The 19,140-nt window shown below is 32.2% G+C and carries 18 protein-coding genes and 1 pseudogene; 13 read left to right on the forward strand and 6 right to left on the reverse strand.

Annotation, left to right across the window (positions count from 1 at the left end):
* Positions 1–35: 35 nt before the first annotated feature.
* The 3 genes from proC (at position 36) to LN736_RS08560 (ending at position 4,358) form a co-directional block, all read left to right on the forward strand.
* Positions 36–842 carry a pyrroline-5-carboxylate reductase gene (proC, locus tag LN736_RS08550; protein ID WP_229981341.1) on the forward strand — a complete coding sequence of 269 codons (807 nt, stop codon included), beginning with the start codon at positions 36–38 and terminating at the stop codon, positions 840–842.
* A 320-nt stretch (positions 843–1,162) separates the two neighbouring features.
* The gene (glmL, locus tag LN736_RS08555; protein ID WP_229981342.1) at positions 1,163–2,557 is read left to right on the forward strand and encodes a methylaspartate mutase accessory protein GlmL; all 1,395 of its coding nucleotides are present in this window, start codon (positions 1,163–1,165) and stop codon (positions 2,555–2,557) included.
* Between the two features lie 49 nt (positions 2,558–2,606).
* Positions 2,607–4,358, forward strand: a complete 1,752-nt coding sequence (locus tag LN736_RS08560) for a cobalamin-dependent protein (RefSeq protein ID WP_229981343.1) — start codon at positions 2,607–2,609, stop codon at positions 4,356–4,358.
* 228 nt (positions 4,359–4,586) lie between these two features.
* Here the strand turns inward: LN736_RS08560 and LN736_RS19110 are convergent, their stop codons facing one another.
* Both LN736_RS19110 and LN736_RS08570 read right to left on the reverse strand, forming a co-directional pair.
* A complete protein-coding gene (locus tag LN736_RS19110; protein WP_229981344.1) occupies positions 4,587–5,357 on the reverse strand; it encodes an IclR family transcriptional regulator in 771 nt (256 codons plus the stop codon).
* Between the two features lie 354 nt (positions 5,358–5,711).
* A pseudogene (locus LN736_RS08570) lies at positions 5,712–6,077 on the reverse strand (IS982 family transposase); the annotation flags it as partial.
* 548 nt (positions 6,078–6,625) lie between these two features.
* Between LN736_RS08570 and LN736_RS08575 the strand changes: the two are divergent.
* The 5 genes from LN736_RS08575 to LN736_RS08595 all read left to right on the forward strand — a co-directional run bounded on the left by LN736_RS08575 (position 6,626) and on the right by LN736_RS08595 (position 12,917).
* The gene (locus LN736_RS08575) at positions 6,626–7,825 is read left to right on the forward strand and encodes a DUF362 domain-containing protein (protein WP_229981345.1); all 1,200 of its coding nucleotides are present in this window, start codon (positions 6,626–6,628) and stop codon (positions 7,823–7,825) included.
* A 173-nt stretch (positions 7,826–7,998) separates the two neighbouring features.
* Entirely contained in the window at positions 7,999–9,360 is a 1,362-nt protein-coding gene (gene gdhA / locus LN736_RS08580; protein ID WP_229981346.1) for an NADP-specific glutamate dehydrogenase, read from the forward strand.
* Between the two features lie 438 nt (positions 9,361–9,798).
* A complete protein-coding gene (locus tag LN736_RS08585) occupies positions 9,799–11,175 on the forward strand; it encodes an APC family permease (RefSeq protein WP_150358443.1) in 1,377 nt (458 codons plus the stop codon).
* 46 nt (positions 11,176–11,221) lie between these two features.
* Positions 11,222–11,722: a GNAT family N-acetyltransferase gene (locus tag LN736_RS08590; protein ID WP_150358442.1), complete on the forward strand. Its 501-nt coding sequence runs from the start codon at positions 11,222–11,224 to the stop codon at positions 11,720–11,722.
* Positions 11,723–11,807: 85 nt separating this feature from the next.
* Entirely contained in the window at positions 11,808–12,917 is a 1,110-nt protein-coding gene (locus LN736_RS08595) for a 4-hydroxybutyrate dehydrogenase (RefSeq protein WP_150358441.1), read from the forward strand.
* Between the two features lie 161 nt (positions 12,918–13,078).
* Here the strand turns inward: LN736_RS08595 and LN736_RS08600 are convergent, their stop codons facing one another.
* On the reverse strand, positions 13,079–13,480 hold the full coding sequence (locus tag LN736_RS08600; RefSeq protein WP_150358440.1) for a pyridoxamine 5'-phosphate oxidase family protein: 402 nt from the start codon (positions 13,478–13,480) through the stop codon (positions 13,079–13,081).
* A gap of 128 nt (positions 13,481–13,608) precedes the next feature.
* Here LN736_RS08600 and LN736_RS08605 point away from each other — a divergent pair, with 128 nt between their 5' ends.
* Positions 13,609–14,025, forward strand: coding sequence for a winged helix-turn-helix transcriptional regulator (locus LN736_RS08605; RefSeq protein WP_229981347.1), 417 nt, complete (start codon positions 13,609–13,611; stop codon positions 14,023–14,025).
* 105 nt (positions 14,026–14,130) lie between these two features.
* Here LN736_RS08605 and LN736_RS18965 read toward each other — a convergent pair whose 3' ends face one another.
* Both LN736_RS18965 and LN736_RS08610 read right to left on the reverse strand, forming a co-directional pair.
* The gene (locus tag LN736_RS18965) at positions 14,131–14,262 is read right to left on the reverse strand and encodes a hypothetical protein (RefSeq protein ID WP_268253813.1); all 132 of its coding nucleotides are present in this window, start codon (positions 14,260–14,262) and stop codon (positions 14,131–14,133) included.
* 15 nt (positions 14,263–14,277) lie between these two features.
* A complete protein-coding gene (locus LN736_RS08610; protein ID WP_190972254.1) occupies positions 14,278–14,430 on the reverse strand; it encodes a hypothetical protein in 153 nt (50 codons plus the stop codon).
* A 157-nt stretch (positions 14,431–14,587) separates the two neighbouring features.
* Here LN736_RS08610 and LN736_RS08615 point away from each other — a divergent pair, with 157 nt between their 5' ends.
* Together LN736_RS08615 and LN736_RS08620 are read left to right on the forward strand one after the other, a co-directional pair.
* Positions 14,588–15,505 carry a fused DSP-PTPase phosphatase/NAD kinase-like protein gene (locus LN736_RS08615; protein WP_229981348.1) on the forward strand — a complete coding sequence of 306 codons (918 nt, stop codon included), beginning with the start codon at positions 14,588–14,590 and terminating at the stop codon, positions 15,503–15,505.
* Positions 15,506–15,692: 187 nt separating this feature from the next.
* Positions 15,693–16,715 carry an acyltransferase family protein gene (locus LN736_RS08620; RefSeq protein ID WP_229981349.1) on the forward strand — a complete coding sequence of 341 codons (1,023 nt, stop codon included), beginning with the start codon at positions 15,693–15,695 and terminating at the stop codon, positions 16,713–16,715.
* Between the two features lie 14 nt (positions 16,716–16,729).
* Here the strand turns inward: LN736_RS08620 and LN736_RS08625 are convergent, their stop codons facing one another.
* Positions 16,730–17,422 (reverse strand): GDSL-type esterase/lipase family protein, encoded by a 693-nt coding sequence (locus LN736_RS08625; protein ID WP_190972253.1) that lies wholly within the window; start codon positions 17,420–17,422, stop codon positions 16,730–16,732.
* A 216-nt stretch (positions 17,423–17,638) separates the two neighbouring features.
* Here LN736_RS08625 and LN736_RS08630 point away from each other — a divergent pair, with 216 nt between their 5' ends.
* Both LN736_RS08630 and LN736_RS08635 read left to right on the forward strand, forming a co-directional pair.
* Entirely contained in the window at positions 17,639–18,397 is a 759-nt protein-coding gene (locus LN736_RS08630) for a Fic family protein (RefSeq protein ID WP_150358436.1), read from the forward strand.
* 153 nt (positions 18,398–18,550) lie between these two features.
* Positions 18,551–19,027: an ISAs1 family transposase gene (locus LN736_RS08635; RefSeq protein WP_190972252.1), complete on the forward strand. Its 477-nt coding sequence runs from the start codon at positions 18,551–18,553 to the stop codon at positions 19,025–19,027.
* Positions 19,028–19,140: the final 113 nt, after the last annotated feature.

Below are 19,140 nucleotides of genomic sequence, written 5' to 3' on the forward strand. Positions count from 1 at the left end.
CTCAAATTTAAATACGAAAAAAAGGAGAATTCGTTATGTTAAATAAAAAAATAGTATTTATAGGTGGAGGAAATATGTCTGAAGGTATTATTCGTGGTATTATCAACAATAAAGTATTGGTACCAGGTAACATCTACGTTTATGATGTCTTGGACGAAAGAATTGAATATCTTCATAATACCTACGGCATTGTATCTATTCTAAATGTTGAGGAATCAGTTAGAAAAGCCGATATAATTATAATAGCTGTACGTCCGCAAGATTTTAATCAGGTGGTGGTTCTTATTAAAGGTAATACTTCTAATGGACAAATTATTATTTCAATTTGTGCAGGAATCAATGTAGCAAAAATGGCTAATTTTATTGGTAATGAACATAAATTTGCTCGCATTATGCCTAATACCATGGTTGAAGCTCAGCATGGTTATAGTGGTGTCTGTGTAAATGATAAAATTGCAAATGAAGATAAAGAAATCATATCTACACTTTTTAATTGCCTGGGTCAGACGATGTTTATAAATGAAGTATTATTTGATGAGTTTACAGCCTTTAGTTGTGCTGGACCAGCTTATGTTCTTTATTTCATTGCTGCCATGATTGATGCTGGTGTACAATCTGGTTTTTCACGTAAGGATTCAACTGCCATTACCATTGAAAATATAATTGGCTCCGCAATGATGGTACAAATGACAGGTAAGCATCCATATCAGATTACTGATACTATGACTTCACCTGCTGGAGTAACAATCACAGGTTGTCATGTTTTAAGCAAAACAGGGTTTCATGGAATCGTGATGGATGCTGTTGAGAGTGCAGTTAAACGTACCAGAGAGCTTGGCTGAACTGTTGGAGTAAAATTATAATAATTGGTGAATATTCTAATGCTTTGATGTTTATGATTTTTTAAGAATATAGTGTATATTTTGCAAGGTAGAATTATCTATATATAAATAAAGTATTTAATCTATAAAATTAGTGTAAGGATGTACGAGGAAATAATGTATAAAATTTGAAAACGTTCTATATATGATGATTCACAAGAAGATGTAAGTTTAGTTACACAATTAAAATCAGTAAAGAGTATGGAACTCTTTGTCATATCACATAATTTCTGTAGTAGTTTTTTAGAATATGAATTAAAAGCTAGGGGAGAGGTGTAAAAATGAATTTTGCGATATTAGTGGACTTTGGAAGTACTTTTACCAAAGCAGCAGTTGTTTCACTTGAAAAAGAAGAATTGACTTTCACAACTCAGACACCATCTACAGTTAAAAGTGATGCTAGAATTGGTTTAAAAATATGCCTTGATAGGATTAGAAATAATATAGGAAACGAAAGTTTTGTTAGTGCCGTTCGATTAGCATCTAGTAGTGCAGCTGGAGGGCTTCGAATGGTTGTCGTAGGCTTGACAAACTCATTAAGCATGGTAGCAGGCAAAAATGCTGCTTTTGGAGCAGGTGCCAAAATAATAAAAGCTTTTTCACGTAAGTTAACTGATAATGATATAAGTGAAATTGAAAAAATAAATCCAGAAATAATTTTATTATGCGGTGGATATGAAGGTGGAAATGTAAATTGGTCAATAGACAATGCTAATAAATTAGCTAAATCTTTTAATATCCATTCCCCAATTGTATATGCAGGTAATAGCAAGATTTCAAATGAAATAAGGTTTATCTTTTTAAATCAAAAAAAAGAATGTTTAATAGCAAAGAATATTATACCAGATATAGGAATTCTAGATGTTGATTCGGCAGTGGAAACTATTAGAGAAATTTTTATGAAAAAAATAATTAACATGAAAGGTTTCGACAAAGTTAAAGAATATGTGGGAAATGTTGTTATGCCTACTCCAGCTTCAGTGTTGACTGCAGGAAAAATGTTAGCTCAAGGAACCGAGAAATATCCAGGGCTTGGAGAAATTATGATAGTTGATGTTGGAGGAGCTACGACGGATGTACATTCTTTTTCTCCCCCAAAAAAACATTCAGATATAAGAGTTGTAGGTGCTCCAGAACCCTATGCGAAACGAACAGTAGAAGGAGATTTAGGGGTTCGCGAATCTTCGAATTCACTCCTTGAGGCTGCAGATTGCAGCAAATTAATTGATAATTTTGGAATCACGAGGGAGTATGTTGAGAAAGCTATTAAACGAAGAATTGCAGATACATCTATATTGGCAGATTCTGATGTTGAAAAAAATATTGAGTTTTTCCTTGCCAAAGAAGCCGTGAGGATTGCTACTCGAAGGCATGCAGGTCAGTTTTTTTCAGGGTATAGTAATGAAGTAAATATGATTCAAAAAGGAAAGGATCTTAAAAATGTTGAATTTATAATAGGTACTGGAGGTCCAATTATTAATGGACTAAATCCAAAATCCATATTAAAATCAGCATTAAGTGATTCTAATACTGAGGCTAATATTTTGTTGCCGAAAAAGTCAGAATTTTTGTTAGACAAAAAATATATTCTTTATGCAGCTGGATTATTATCACAGATTGATAAAAACATTGCATTTAAAGTTTTAAAAGGCAATTTAGCAAAACTAGACAATTAACAAGGTAAGTATTATATAAAAAATTTTATTTTAAAGGGAGGGGTTGGCTATGAATATGTTGACTAAGAAAGATTTAATACCTGAAGACTTACCACAACTTAAGGATCTTATGGGTGAAATAAAAAAGATCTCAAATAGTATAACTGTTGGAGAAACGCTTTTTATGAAAAAATATGGAGTGAAATCTGAAGTTGAATACAAATTAAAATGTATGAAAGAAGGAAAAATCATGCGCCATGCCCATATAGGCTGGAATTCATGGGAAGAAACTGCTAAAGGATTTAAATATATTTATGATGAACTTACTAAGCGCGGTTTGACGCTAGACAGATTTGGAGTATGTCTTGACTGGGTAATGGGTGTTCCTAAAGAACTTCGTTACAAGGTTCGTAAAGGTACAGGGCTTATATTTGATACTCCTGAAGAATGGAAGCAGGTAGGCCAGATTGTTCCTATTCAGCCACATTTTGGCGACCACATGATAGGATCTTTGAATTCAGTTGAAAATGTTAAATTAGCACTTGAGGCTGGTGTTACAACTATGGGCAATGTTTCTCAATTTTATACTTATGAATATCCAGGGTTAATGGATAAGAGCAGCCGAGTAATAGGAATGGTTAAAGCGATAGGAATTATGGCAGAGTTTAAAGATAAAGGTGCACTTATTCATGCAAACCTTGATGATGGATTTGGAGCACAATTTCATGATCTTGCAAATCTTACAGGATGGGCTATGATTGAAAGATATATAGTTGAAGATTTGATTGGAGGAAGCTTGTCACATTGTTTCGGTAATTTATTTAGTGATCCTACTTTAAGGATGATATTCCTTCTTGCCATGGATGAAATTAATGATAAAAATTCAGTAGGTTCAATGTTATATGGAAATACTATAGATTTTTCTAATGATTATGATAAGAATTATGGAGCACTTTCATCATTTCAGATAGCTGATATGGCTGCGCAAATGTATAAACCCACTGGACATGCTGTAACTCCTATTCCCATAACTGAAGCAGTACGTGTTCCTTCTCCAGATGAAATAGTTCAGGCTCATGTGATTTCAAATATGCTTGAAGAAAAAGCAAAGCACTATTCCTTATTTATGGATTGGGAAAAAATATCATGTGAAAAAGATAAACTTGTAATGGGTGGCCAGATATTCTTTGAACGTGTTATGAATGGACTTGATGATATAGGTATAGATATTAAAAATCCTTGTGAATTATTTATGGCTTTGAAAGAAATTGGAGCTGCTAGATTAGAAGAATACTTTGGAGTAGGAAAAAAAGATCCTTATGCTATGAGAGGGCGTATTCCATTAAGACCAACAGATATCGTTTGGACAATAAATAATAAAGAGAAAAAAATCAGTGAAAATATTAAAAATCTAGAAAAATCTTTAGAGGGTGTAAAAATAGTATTAGGTGCAACTGATGTTCATGAATTTGGTAAAGAGATAGTCAAATCAGTTCTTCTTAAAACGGGAGCGAAAGTATTTGATTTGGGTTCAAGTGTAGAACCTCAGGAAGTAATAGACACTATAATTGAAACTGAAAGTCAGTTTGTGGTTATGAGCACATTTAATGGTATTGCATTGTCTTATGCTAAAAATCTATGTGAACTTCTTAAACAAAATAAGCTAAAAACTACATTTTTCATGGGAGGTTTATTGAATGAAAATATGGACGGTAGTGGATTAGCTGTTGATGTTAGTGATAAGCTCAAGAAATTTGGGGTGATTTGTTCTAACGATGTAAATGTTCTTATTGATGAGATTAAAGATAAAATATCATCTTAGAGGAAAAACGTAAACCTTTAAATTAATAATTTATATACTATGAAAATCTGAGCATGAAATTTAAATATAGTCATCTTTAAAAGAGATGGCTATGTTTAAATAAAAAGAGCATTAAATTGGCCTTCTATATTAACATATTAATAGTTAATTTTATATAAAATAGACTTTCTTTTTTAAAGGCCATATCTAATTTGTGTAAATCAGATTTAGGTATGGCCTCAAGAGTATTTATATTTTAGTTAACTCAGCTGAAATATTTTTTGCAGCATCTAACATATCTTGTACTATGTCAGGAATTTTTTTGAGATCTACTCTATATTTAGGTATTGTGGTACTTATGGCAGCTGTACTTCTGCCTTTGTGATCAATAATTGGAACGCCTATACAAAATAACCCAGATTGAAATTCTTCATCTTCAATGGCATAACCATTTTCTTTTATTTTTGATAATTCTTTCCGTATCTCTTTGGGCTCAGTAATAGTTTTGTCAGTGTTACGTTCAATATTAGATGGTATAATAATCTTATTCAAAATTTCAGGTGGTTGAAAAGCTAATATGCTTCTTCCGAGAGATGTACATAAAGCAGGATACTCTACTCCAATTTTAAAATTTGGCCTCAGTATATTTGGTGAATCTACCTTCGTAAGGTAAATTATTTTCTTACCTTGAAGTATAGCCAAGTTAACTGTTTCACCATGCTTTTCAACTAGCTTTTCCATATAAAGTTTTGCTCCATCTATCCATTCTAAGTTTTTTGAGTAGTTCCTACTGATATTATAAAGGGCGATACCAAGTCGATATTTATGGGTTTTAGGATTTTGCATCAAGTAGTTTTTTAATTCCAAAGTATTTACAATACGTTGTACAGTGCTTGCCGGAAGATGCGTGTTCTCGCTAAGTTCTATAATACCCTTTTCACCTGGACTGCTAAACTGATCTAAAATTGTCAAGGTCTTAATTACGGATTTAACATATGAGGTATCATTTTCTATTTCCACTTTAGTCCTCCTTTAGATTGGGTTTAATTTTTATTGGCGAGAAAAATATAATTATAATTCTTTTTCATATATTATTATGGAATATTTTATTTCATTTTTCAATACAATTTCGAAAAATTTTAATTATTATATAGTAGAACTTTAAAATAATGTGAGTTTGAAAATTTGAACTTATTTATAGTTAATACTCCTATAAATAAAGCTGATGTACAAATATGGAAGCAAAATGTGAGGAATAAAATAAAAACTGTTATACTAATTCTTTAGTAAAACAGATAGCTTTTCAAAAAATCTAAATTTTTATAGAATTTAAAACTTATAGCATTGGCAGAACTATTTGTCATATACTTTTCGGCTATAGTCAGTCAAATATCCATCAAGCGTATTTAATGTATGAAGTTTAAATACATAGTAAGTCTCTTTCTTTGATGCACATCTGCCATAGGCAGCTGCGCATCTAAATGTTTTATGAAAATGTGCTCTTCCAAACTTACATGCATAATCAGGCATTCTCTGAGTCTATTGTTAAAAGTTACCCAACTAATGCTATGGTAATTATCTTACTGTCATGTATTATTGAAGTATTGATATTTTTCTGTTTTTTACAGAATCAGGGGCTATTTCCTGATAAATATCATCAATTATTATAAAACTTACAGTAATAAAGTCTTTCAGGTTTTCAATATGTATGGTAATGTTGTGTTTAGAAAGCTTTAACATGCATGTTACTCTCATTGATTATTTGCTTGTTTTTAATGAAAGATTAACATATTATGTTCGGGCTTTTCTATCTGTAAATTATGTCAAAATAATTAACTAGCACAAGAGATAAATTTGCTAAAATTCTACAATGAAGAATTGACAATTCCTTAAAATGAAATTATAATAAAAATGAAAGGTTTATTTGTTCTTGAATAAAAAAAGATTTATAAATTATATAGTAAATGGAAGAGGATTGAGTGTATAGCTTTTGAAAAATTGAGCGTTTCAATTAAGGAGGTGACTAAAGGCATTATTCAATGATGAAATCTATGACTATTTGAAGAAATTTTTAAGCTTGGAGTTAGGTCAATAAAGTGGACACAAAAATCAAATATTTAGGCAGATTTTTTTGTAATTGTTTTCACATTGCTAAGAGACAATATATCTAATTGCACCATGTATTCTATTTAAGAATTGTAGAGCTAATAATTATGCTTGAATTTTATATTGCTATAGGAGTAATGAGCTAAAATAGGATAAAAAATGATAATAAAGGAGTGGATATTATGAGTACAGTGTCTATTGTTAAAACTAATGGTAATGCTGAAAAAGACATTGACGCTGCTGTAAGAAAGTCCGTAGAGATGATTGGCGGTTTGAAAGATATAATAAGACCGGGTAATATAGTTTTAATTAACCCAAACTTAGTAGCACCGGGAAAGGATAGATTGTCAGGTGCAGTTACCCGTTATGAAGTATGTAAATCCATTGCAGACATAACAAAAGAATTAGGAGCAGAACCTATTATCGCAGAATCCTCTGCAGCAGGAGTAGATACTGAAAAGGTAATGGAATTTGGTGGATACGATAAACTTAGAGAGAGAGGATATAAGGTAGTTGACCTTAAAAGATCAACTCGTGAAAAAATTAAATGTGAGAATGGTAAAATTGTACAAGTATTAGAATCTTGGGAATTAGTAGCAAAAGCAGATGTTATAATCAGTGTACCGGTTATGAAAACTCACGATCAAACAGAAGTCACTCTTGGAATTAAGAATTTAAAAGGATTAATTCATGATAGTCAAAAGAAACGATTTCACCAACTAGGAGTTATGCAGGGGGTAGTAGATATAAATCAATGCCTTAAGCCAAAGTTAACTATAATTGATGGGATAGTAGGTCAGGAAGGTCTTGGGCCTATATTCGGTGACCCGGTTAAATTGGGATTGATTATCGCTTCAAAAGACCCTGTAGCAGCAGATTCAGTAGGAAGTGCAATTATGGGCTATGATCCAAATGATATAAAAATAACGAAATTTGCATATGAACGAGGCTTGGGTGAAATGAACCTCGATAAGATAGATATTAAAGGTGAGTCTATAGAAAGTGTAAAGCATCGTTTCAAGCGTGCTTCTGAAACTGAGTTAGAAGGTGTTCCTCATTTTACAAAAATTGAAGATGCTGCAGCATGTACTGGCTGTAAAAATACACTTATAAGTGCAATTATGGATATGAAAAATGATCATATAGAACACTTGTTAAAAGGTAAAACAATTGTGTTAGGGCCTGTGAGTGAAGAAAAAATTCCAAAAGATATAAAAAAGGAAGATTTAATACTTCTTGGAAAATGTACAAAACATTTGGAAAGATACGGCACACACGTAATGGGATGTCCACCTAATAATATCTGGGTAGTAAATGCTATAGCTGGAGATAAAGCAAAAGTGGCAAGAAGATATGCTACTGAAGAAGATGCAAACGACTAGCACAATAAAATGGTATGCTAGGTTATATGAGGATCAGCTAAATAGAGCATTTCATTATACTTATCAGCATTCTTTGGAATAATTTATTGAGTACATTTTAATTAAATTTAAATATATATTGACTAGTACACTTTTATTTAAAACAAAAATAACTATTATGGAGGTATTTTAAAATGTCAGAAGAAAATACAGAAAATTATATCAATGAGGTACTAGAAAAGGTAAAAAAAAGAAATAGTAACGAGCCTGAATTCCTACAAACAGTAGAAGAAGTTTTAGGATCTATAGGACCAGTATTTGAGAAGCATCCTGAATATATGGAACAAAATCTTTTGGAAAGATTCTGTGAACCTGAAAGACAGATAGTTTTTAGAGTTCCCTGGGTAGATGACGATGGCAAGGTACAGGTTAACAGGGGATTTAGAGTCCAATTTAATGGCTGCATAGGACCATATAAAGGAGGACTTAGATTTCACTCATCTGTTTATATAGGCATTATTAAATTTTTAGGATTCGAACAAATACTCAAAAATTCACTTACAGGCCTTCCAATAGGTGGAGCTAAAGGTGGTTCTGACTTTGATCCAAGAGGTAAATCCGATAATGAAGTAAGAAGATTCTGCGAGAGCTTTATGACTGAATTGTACAGACATATAGGACCGGATGTAGATGTTCCTGCCGGAGATATAGGTGTAGGAGCAAGGGAAGTAGGATATTTATATGGACAGTACAGAAGATTAAAAGGTGTGTTTGAAAACGGTGTTATTACAGGAAAAGGCTTATCTTATGGTGGAAGTTTAGTAAGACCTGAAGCAACTGGGTATGGCGCGACTTATTTCTGTCAGGAAATTCTCAAACATGAAGGAACTGATTTAAAAGGTAAGACCGTGGCTGTATCGGGATTTGGAAATGTTGCATGGGGTGTATGCAAAAAAGTTGCACAATTAGGTGGAAAAGCTGTAACTATTTCTGGGCCGGATGGATACATCTATGATCCAGAGGGAATAGTTACTGATGAAAAAATAAATTACCTGCTTGAGATGCGTGCTTCCGGAAGAGACAAAGTAAAAGATTATGCCGACAAGTTTGGTGTTAAATTCTTCCCTAATGAAAAACCATGGGGAGTTAAAGTTGACATAGTAATGCCGTGTGCTACTCAAAACGACATTCATCTGGAACATGCAAAACAGATAGTGGCAAATGGTATAAAATTTGTATGTGAAGTTGCCAATATGCCTTGCACTAATGAAGCTGAACAATATTTCTTAAAGAATGATATAATACTTGGACCTTCAAAAGCAGTCAATGCAGGTGGAGTTGCAACTTCAGCACTTGAGATGGCACAAAACAGTGAGAGATTATCCTGGTCAGCAGAAGAAGTTGACGAAAAACTCCATAACATAATGGTTAATATATATAACAATTGTAAAAATGCATCTAAGGAATACGGATTTGGATATAACCTGCTGGCAGGAGCTAATATTGCCGGATTTGTAAAAGTGGCAGATGCAATGTATGCACAGGGAATATACTAATTAGCTTTTCAGAGATTTGAAATTAAACAGTTTATGAATGATTAAAAAGAAACAGATTCAAATTTATTGAATTTGTTTCTTTCTTATATATGTAACATACAATTACTCTAGTTTATGTTACACCTATTCATAAATGAATAGAAAAAGTTATAAATGAATAGAACGTCAAGTGTGAAATTGTAATAATACATGATAAAAGAGTATTCAAATTTGAATAAGGACACAGGACAAAATCAATAAGTCAGGTATTAGATGGACTAAGATGTACAAAATTAGAAGACTATTAAGAAATTGGCAGTATTAGCGGTGATAGTGTTGGGATAGATAATTTTTCAAAATTTGGCATAGAGGTTGCTTTAAATAATATTGTGAATGCATTGAAAATTTATGAAATTAAAATAAGAGTTCCAATAAAAGATTTGAAAGGAGTACCAAGTTATGAGCGATGAAGGTATAAAATTAAAGGAACCCACTAATGAGTTAAAGAGAATATTACCTTTAAGATCTTTAGTATTTTATGGAATAGCAATGATTATACCCATGACGATTTTTACTACCTATGGTATTGCAACCACAAGAACGCATGGAATGGTATCGTTCACTTATACAATTGCTACAATAGGGATGGCTTTTACGGCATTTAGTTATTCAAAAATGGTTAAAAAATATCCTATGGCAGGATCAGCTTACACATATGTATCTAAATCCATGAATCCCTATGTTGGATTTTTTGGAGGATGGGTGCTTTTGCTTGCATATATGGTTTTGCCGATGCTGAATTATGTTGTAATGGGAATTTATTTTTCAAACTTGATACCTCAGATTCCTGCATCAGTATTTATTGTAGCCGCAATAATTGTTGTTACATGGGTGAATTACCGGGGTATAAAACTTGCTACAATTGTAGATACCGTTCTTGTATTGCTTCAGTTAGTGTTTTTGGCTGTATTTTTCATTATGGTAATCAAATATATTTTAAGGGGAGGAGGAGCTGGTACACTGGTGGATTCTAAAGCTTATTTCAATCCTACAGAATTTTTTAAACCAGGTGTTGGCATGCCTGCTATATTATCCGGCGCATCTATGTTGGCACTTTCTTTCCTCGGATTTGATGCTATTGCCACTTTAAGTGAAGAGGCAATTAATCCTGAAAAAAATGTTGGCAAGGCTATCATAATAGCATGTGTTGGTGCAGGATGTGGTTTTATAATTGCAATGTATTTTCTGCAGCTTGCCTGGCCGAATGCATTTTTTGAAATAGCTAATAAAGATTCTGCAGCAGTTGAATTAATAACTAGGGTCACCCACTCCATGGGAATGAAGATTTTTTTCACTGCTACTTTTGGTGCAGGACTTTTTATATCATCATTAACGGGAGTTGCCTCAGGTGCAAGAATACTTTATGGTATGGGTAAAAATGGAATATTGCCACATAGGATATTTGGGAAAGTACACCCCAAATATAAAACGCCTATGTACAGTATTTTAATAATGGGGTTGCTTGGCTTAATAGCAATAGTTATTTCATTGGAAAATGTTACGGCAACAGTAAACTTTGGTTCGCTGCTTGCGTTTGTTTTTGTTAATTTGTCGGTTGTGGCTCAATATTTTATTAGAGATAATAAGAAAAAGGGTATGGATATTATAAAATATCTGATTGCACCTCTTTGTGGAGCGCTTATATGTTTTTTCATTTGGGCAAAGGTGGATACGCCATCCAAAATAGTTGGTTTTAGCTGGATAATATTGGGGCTGGTTTATTTAGCCATTAAGACAAAGTTTTTCAGAGAATTGCCACCTGAAATAATGGAATAGGTTTATAGGATGGAAGTATTAATCGATTAGGGAAGGGATTTGAAAGATGGAAGTCATAAAAACAAAAAATCCAAGATTTACAATTAGATTTGCAGTACCAGGGGAAGCTGAAATGGTTTTGGAGTTTATGAGAAAGCTCGGTGCGTATCAGAAAATGTCTGATAAGATTACAGCTACTGAAGAAGATATTTATAAATTATTGTCAGATAAAAAAGGCGGAGCGATTTTTGGAGATTATGATGGAAAAACTGTAGCATTTATCTATTTTTGCCGTAACTCTTCAGCCTTCATAGGGCAGGCAGGTATTTATATAGACGGATTCTATGTTGATGAGACTATGAGATTTAAGGGATTGGGAAAAATTATGATGTCTTTTATGTCTAGATTTGCAATTGAATCAGACTGCAGGAGATTGGAGTGGGGATGCCTAAATTGGAATACTCCATCTATTAAATTTTATAAAGATAGGGGAGCCGTGGCTGTTGATACCATGACTGTGTATAGGCTTCCTCCAGACAAGCTAAAGGAAAATGCGGCTCTATTTTAGTAATGAGATATAGTTTAAAAATTTTATATAAATAAAAAACTTATTACAGAGTTTTAAAATAAATAGATAAGGAGAAGTGTTAAAAATGTTTAGATTAGTACCTGATATTTATAAATTTGATACAGCGGAAGAATTTATGAAATCTTTTCATATTGGTAAAGGGGACTGCATAGTAACAAATGAATTTTTATACAAGCCTTTTTTAGAAAAATATGATGAGGGTGCAGACAGCATATTTCAAGAAAAATATGGTGCTGGTGAACCCTCCGATGAAATGATAAATGCTATAATTAAAGACATAGGAGACAAAAAATACAATAGAATTATTGCTGTTGGTGGAGGAACTGTAATAGATATATCTAAGGTACTTAGTCTTAAATATACCGATGATTCCCTGGATTTATTTGATGGGAAAGTTCCTTTGGTAAAAGATAAAGAATTAATTATTGTACCTACTACTTGCGGCACGGGCTCTGAAGTTACCAATGTATCTGTTGCTGAACTTAAGAGCAAACATACAAAGAAAGGTATAGCTTCTGATGAACTATATGCCAGCCATGCAGTACTTGTGCCTGAAATGGTGAAGGGGCTGCCATATAAATTTTTTGTAACGAGTTCTGTTGATGCATTAATACATGCGACAGAATCCTATGTGTCACCAAAAGCCAACCCATATACTAAAATGTTTAGTGTAAAGGCAATAGAATTAATTTTGAATGGATATATTAAGATAGTTGACAGAGGAGAAAGTTATAGGACTGAAATAATTGATGATTTTGTACTGGGAAGTAATTATGCGGGCATAGCTTTTGGAAATGCAGGGTGTGGTGCTGTTCATGCTCTTTCATATCCTATTGGAGGTAACTATCATGTGCCTCATGGAGAAGCAAATTATTTATTTTTTACAGAAATATTTAAAACCTATTATAAAAAGAATCCTGATGGTAATATAAGAAATATAAATAAAATGCTTATTAACATATTGGGATGTGATGGAAACAATGTATATGACAGCCTGTCAGGACTTTTGGATAAACTTCTTCCAAGGAAAAAATTGAGGGAGTATGGAATGAAGAAAGAGGAAATTGAAATTTTTACAGATCAAGTAATTGAAGGACAACAAAGATTGCTGATAAATAATTATGAACCCCTATCAAGAGAGGATATAATAAACATATACAGAAGATTATATTAGTATAATTAAAGTTATGAGCATGTTGGGTTCAGGATGTCATTATTTTTATTAGGTATAAAATAAGCATAGGTATCTATCACATCAGTGGTAGACATCTATGCTTATCTTTTAGATATAATCCCCATTTTACACAGATTTTAGTAATACCCTCTTATGTAGAATTAAAATTCTATTTCTTTAGAATTTTCTCCTGTTAAATCTGAAACTGTTGCTGTACCGTGTTCAATATAGAATATTTTAAAAATAGGATTATCTGAAGATTTGTATAATTTTTTTACCAGTTCTGACGAATTTAATACCAATTCTTTTTTGTCCTTATCATCGGAAAATATAACTTTTCCACTTATTCTTCCTGTGATCATATCCTTTGATGTGGTGCTGTATTCAATATACGGTGATTCGACTAGCTGTTTATAAACTTTCTTTGTGCTGTTAGTACAGAAATAGAGCTTACCTTCATCCCAGGTCATAAATCCAAAGGGCCTTACTCTGGGTTTTCCATTATCCACAGTTGCCAGGAATCCAAATCCATTTTCTTTAAAAAGTTTTATTATCTCGTCCATTTAATTTTCCTCCTTGATTTTTTATTTATTATAAATATAATATAATCATATGTTTAATATTACAAGTACGCATATTTATATTACATAGTCATATAATATAGACTATTATGAAAGGACAAGGATTTGAATTGAATGATAAAATTAAATTTTGTCCTGTATCTTCGGCTCAAAATGTATTAATGGGAAAATGGAAATTGCCGATTTTATGGGCTCTTCATAATAAGACAATGCGTTTTAATCAGCTTCAAAAGTTGATGACCACTATTTCCAGGGGAGTACTCACGCAGCAGTTAAGAGAACTTGAGCGTGACAAACTTGTAAATAGAAAGGTATATAGAGAGGTGCCGCCTAGAGTAGAATATTCTTTAACGGAAATTGGAAGGAGCTTTATTCCTGTAATGATTGAAATTATAAAGTGGGGAACAGAATATATTAAAAAAACTGAAAAATGCAGTATGGATGTTTGTATATTGAATGGATTTCCCTGCGAAGAGTGCTATAGGAGTGTTACTGATGTATCGTGCAAAACAAAGGATATTCACTAAAATACTGCAGCTGAGAAAAGTTTATTGCAAAGACGGGAGCGGGTATAGATTTCTCACAAATCTGTACCCGTTCCCCAGTAAAATTGAGGTTTGGTTATACTCCAGTTATACTCCATGTTTTGTGGAGTGTTTTTTGCCGTTTCTATTATGATTTTTTGCTTCCTCCGTAATAGGGGTGTTTCCCTTGGATTTTTTAATTCTGGTCTTTTTACTGTCCGGCTGGCTGTCTTTTGACATTTTTATCACCTCTCTCTATATCAATCCTGCATCTTTGTTTCCTGTTTTGGCCTTGCCCTGGATTTCAGGTATAGGTTTTTCCCTGTTTTTTTTAAACTTGGTTTTTCTATTGCTTTCAGTTCCATGGGGCTGTTTTGGATCTGGTCTTCTCATACCTGCTTTAGCCATTTAATATCCTCCTAAACTTTTAAAATATATATTATTTTTTACACAACTTCAATATGGTATGCATATTTTTTGTAATTAAATTTAAGTAATATTATTTGAACAAAATTGAAAAGATATATATGAAATTATGAAATCATGAAAGAGAGGCGAAATGTTTATGAGGAAAAAATTTACCAGGTTGGTAAGTACATTTATTTTTACGGTATTTTTTATGTCATTTGCAAATATTGCAGAAATACCACGGGTGTATTCCCAGGAGGTTTTTAACTCCACAAATAGTGAATCATACCTTAAAATAGATTCCAAGAAAAAGGCTAAAATGCCTAAGAGGTTCAGGAAAACCACAGATAATATAGATGAAAAAGATGTGAATCTAAAAGGATTATCCACGTTAAATGCTTCGGGAAGTGCACAGTTTACAGGAAATAACATAAAAATGATGAAAGAACAGATAGGTAATGTTCCCACAGCTGTAGTTGATTTGAGGCAGGAGTCCCATGGATTCATAAATGATCTGGCAGTGAGCTGGGTAGGTGAAGACAATAATAAAGCCAATAAGGGACTGAGCAGAGAAAAGGTCTTGAAAGATGAAAGTAAAAAAATCAAGAGTATTGTGTTGAATGAAGAAATTGATATTGACGGGAAAGAAATAGTTCCCACTAAGGTTCAAAGCGAGAAAGAACTGGTAGAAGAAAATGGCATGACCTACATCAGAATACCTGTTACGGACAATGAAAGACCTACAGATGAAATGGTGGATTATTTTATAAAGGTAGTTAAAAATATGCCCAAGAATACCTGGTATCATTTCCACTGCAAAGCTGGAATCGGAAGGACTACAACTTTTATGGCCATGTATGATATGATGAAAAATTCCAAGGAGGTCAGTCTTGAAGATATAATGGAAAGACAGGTGCTTCTGGGAGGCAAGAATCTTTTAAAGCCCATCTATAAACCTGAAAGTTTTTCCGGGGAAAGATCTGAATTTATAAAAAAATTCTATGAGTATACGAAAGAGAACAAGGACGATTTTAATACTACCTGGTCACAATGGCTCAAAACCAGCGGAAGCTGATGAGGGAAAAAGCTTTCTATGATAAAATCCAAATATCATAGAAAGCTTTTTAATCATAATAACGTTCTTTTTTATTTGTAACGAAAAATGTTTACAATATTTAAACTTAATTAATCAATATAACACCTTATTGTAACAATAGAGCTATATAGTAAATAAATAAAGTTTGTAGAAACGGAGTTTATTTATGGATATGGAGCTTAATATAAATTCAGCAAAATGCAGAAGCTGTTATTTTGACAATTTAAAAATTCTTCTAATCACTTTAGTAGTAGTTGGGCATACCATTGAGCCATTGATTGGTTCAAATCCTAATATAAAATTAATATATAATTTTATATATTCCTTTCATATGCCTCTATTTGTTTTTATTTCAGGCTATTTTTCAAAGAATATCAGCAGTGATAAAAAATTTTTTTCAAAAATCACCGGTATTCTTATGTATTATATCATTTTTCAATTATTATACTGTCTATTCAATATCTATGTGCTTAAAGAGGAAAATTTTAAAATCACTTTTGTCAATCCGTACTGGATTACATGGTATCTTCTTTCACTTGTTATATGGAGTCTTATACTGCCTTATTTTTCTAAAATAAAGTATTCAGTTATAATAACGCTTGTTATTTCCATATTAAGCGGATACGATAATAATATTGGATACTATTTGAGCTTATCGAGAACTATAACCTTTTTTCCATATTTTTTAATGGGTTACTTCTGCAAAGAATATCATATAGATACTGTGAGGAAATATATCAGAAAAAAATATGCTGTTTTAGGCTTGCTAATTGTTTTCCTGCTGATATATCTGTTAAACGATAAGATCGATTATAGATGGTTCTATGGCAGTTATTCCTATTCACAGTTAGACAGCTTAAATTATCCTGAATATATAATGCGTATATTTACATATTTTATAGCTGTAACTATATCTACTATTGTTTTAATTTTAATTCCGGATAAAAACCTGCTTTTTACAAAATTAGGCTCCAGGACCATAGCTGTATATGGATTTCACGGGTTCATTATTAAAATACTGGTTAAATACAATTTTTTTAATTATGTAGATTCTCTTATAAGTGAAGTGTCCATTATTATACTCTCGCTGCTTATTGTAATGCTGCTTTCTTCTCAATTTATGAATAAGATTACTAAAATAATAATTCACCCTAAGTTTTTTGAACAGATAAACTTGAGCAAAATTTAACGCGGGATTTACCATTAGTCAACATACTTGTTTATTTCATGTTTCCATATTAAATATCCCAGGCCGTTTAAGTGAGTTCCATCATAAGTATATTCACCTGACAGCTTATCATATTTTACAAATCTATCAAATAGATCTATGTATATAATTTTATTGCTGCTCAGTTTTTGCAGTTCATTGTTTAAAAATCTTACATCCTTGTTGGATTTAATATTGTTGTTTGGCAGGATACTTTCAATATAGATAATTGTATCTGGAGAATCAGTCCGTATTTTGTTTAAGATCTTTTTATAATTACTTAATATGTATGCTGTATCCTGCTTGTGCAAAAGATCGTTAATTCCTATCATCAAAAATATTTTTTGGGGATGCCCTCTGGTAATTGTGTTTAATCTATTTAGAATACCGCTCGTAGTGTCTCCATCGATACCTCTGTTTTTTATATTGGGATTATTGAATAATTCCCCCCACTGGGATCTGTTTGTAAGGCTGTCTCCTAAAAATACAATATCTCTACCGTTTATGTTCAAAGTTTCAAATTGGCTCTGTTTTGCCAAATAGTAAGCATTTTTTATAAAATTTTTATTTGTATTCTCCCTCTGAAAAACCTGAATTCTGTGATTTTTATAAATTGTAAATATACCAGAAAATATGAAAAATATGTTCAATAATATAGATATAAAACATATGATATTCTTTTTTTTCACCGCTGTGCCTCCGAATTGATATCCATATTGATTACATAACTTAAAAAATTTACTTTTTATAGTATATCTAATATATGAGTGAATGTCCAATATATTTTAGAAGGTCAGTAAAAGTATTTATGGCTGTAAAAGATAATTAGATGATCTGCTCCATAGATATGCTATAATATATGTAATTAAATGAAAATATATTTTTCTATATAAGGAGATTTTTAGATGTCTTATAAGGATTGTATTAAAATTTGGAGAAAAGGTATAAGTGAAGATTTACTTGATAGATTTTTTCTTAAATTCACGTATGCATCCAATAAAATAGAAAATAATGAAACCAGATTAAGGGATGTTGAAACTATTTTTAAAGGAGAAAAAGTCACAGATTTCAAGGGAGATAAGAAAACACTTGTAGAAATAGAAAACCATAGAGAGCTGTGTAAAAACATCCTGGAATTAAGTAAAAAATATAATTCAAAACTATCAATTGATTTGATTAAAAAAGTTCATTATTCATTAATGAAGGACTGTTTTTCAGAAAAACTGCTGGGTAAAGGCGAAAAACCTGGAGAATTTAAAAAGGGCGATTATATAGTAGGTCTGCATGATGTAGGGGTAGCACCTGAGGAGGTGGAAGAAAACCTTGATTCACTGATTAAGGAAATCAATGAAGTGAAAATAGATGAAGATAATGCTTTAGTGGTAGTGGGATATTTTCACTGCTGGTTTGAGACCATACATCCATTTGCTGATGGAAATGGAAGGACCGGCAGAATGCTGGTCAATTATCTTCTTATGGGAAATGACTTTCCGCCAGTAGTTTTATTTGAAAGCGACAGAGAAGAGTATTATCTTGCCCTGGAATATTTTAATGAAACACAGGAAATATCCAAAATGGTTAATTTTTTGGAAGATGAAGCTTATAAGACCTGGATTAAAGACTATAATGTTAAATTAAAAGATTTAAAAGACTTTCTAGATTAAATTAAAAGCGAAAAAATGAGAAATGTTGTGAAGTCAGGGCAAACGCATGAGTAAATAAATTGTAAACATGGCTGGAATTAAGGGTTTAGGGCTTTCTTTAAGTCAGTTATTATAGTATGATAATTCATATAAATTTATATGGGGTATGCTGCTATGATAAAAAATAAAATGATAGATTATTTTGGGATTATAACAGATCAGAGACAGAAAGCAAAAATTAAGCACAAGCTGACAGATATATTATTTATATCTGTAGTTGGTACGTTGGCAAACTGCGATAGCTGGGTTGCCATAGAAGATTTTGTGAATGACAGGAGTGAATTTTTCAAGAAATATCTTTCTTTGTCTTATGGTATACCTTCTCATGATACCATACAGAGAGTTTTTGAATGGATTGATCCAAAAGAATTCCGGGATACTTTCATGAAATGGATAGGAGAAATATCAGCAAGCCTAAAAGGATCCATCATAGCAATTGATGGTAAAACAGCATGTGGGGCACGTAATTCTGGTGAGGAAAAATCACCAATCCATATAGTTAGTGCCTGGGCAAGCAAATATAGAATAGTCATAGGCCAGGTTAAAACTGACGAGAAAAGCAATGAAATAACAGCATTCCAGAACTTTTAAAACTGCTTGATATAAATGGATGCATTAAAAGCAGGGGTATAAAACATTCTTACAGTAAAAAAGGATACCCTTATGACAATGCACCGATGGAATCATTTCATGCTTCACTTAAG

The organism is Clostridium aromativorans (assembly GCF_020908015.1).
GTDB lineage: Bacteria > Bacillota > Clostridia > Clostridiales > Clostridiaceae > Clostridium_B > Clostridium_B aromativorans.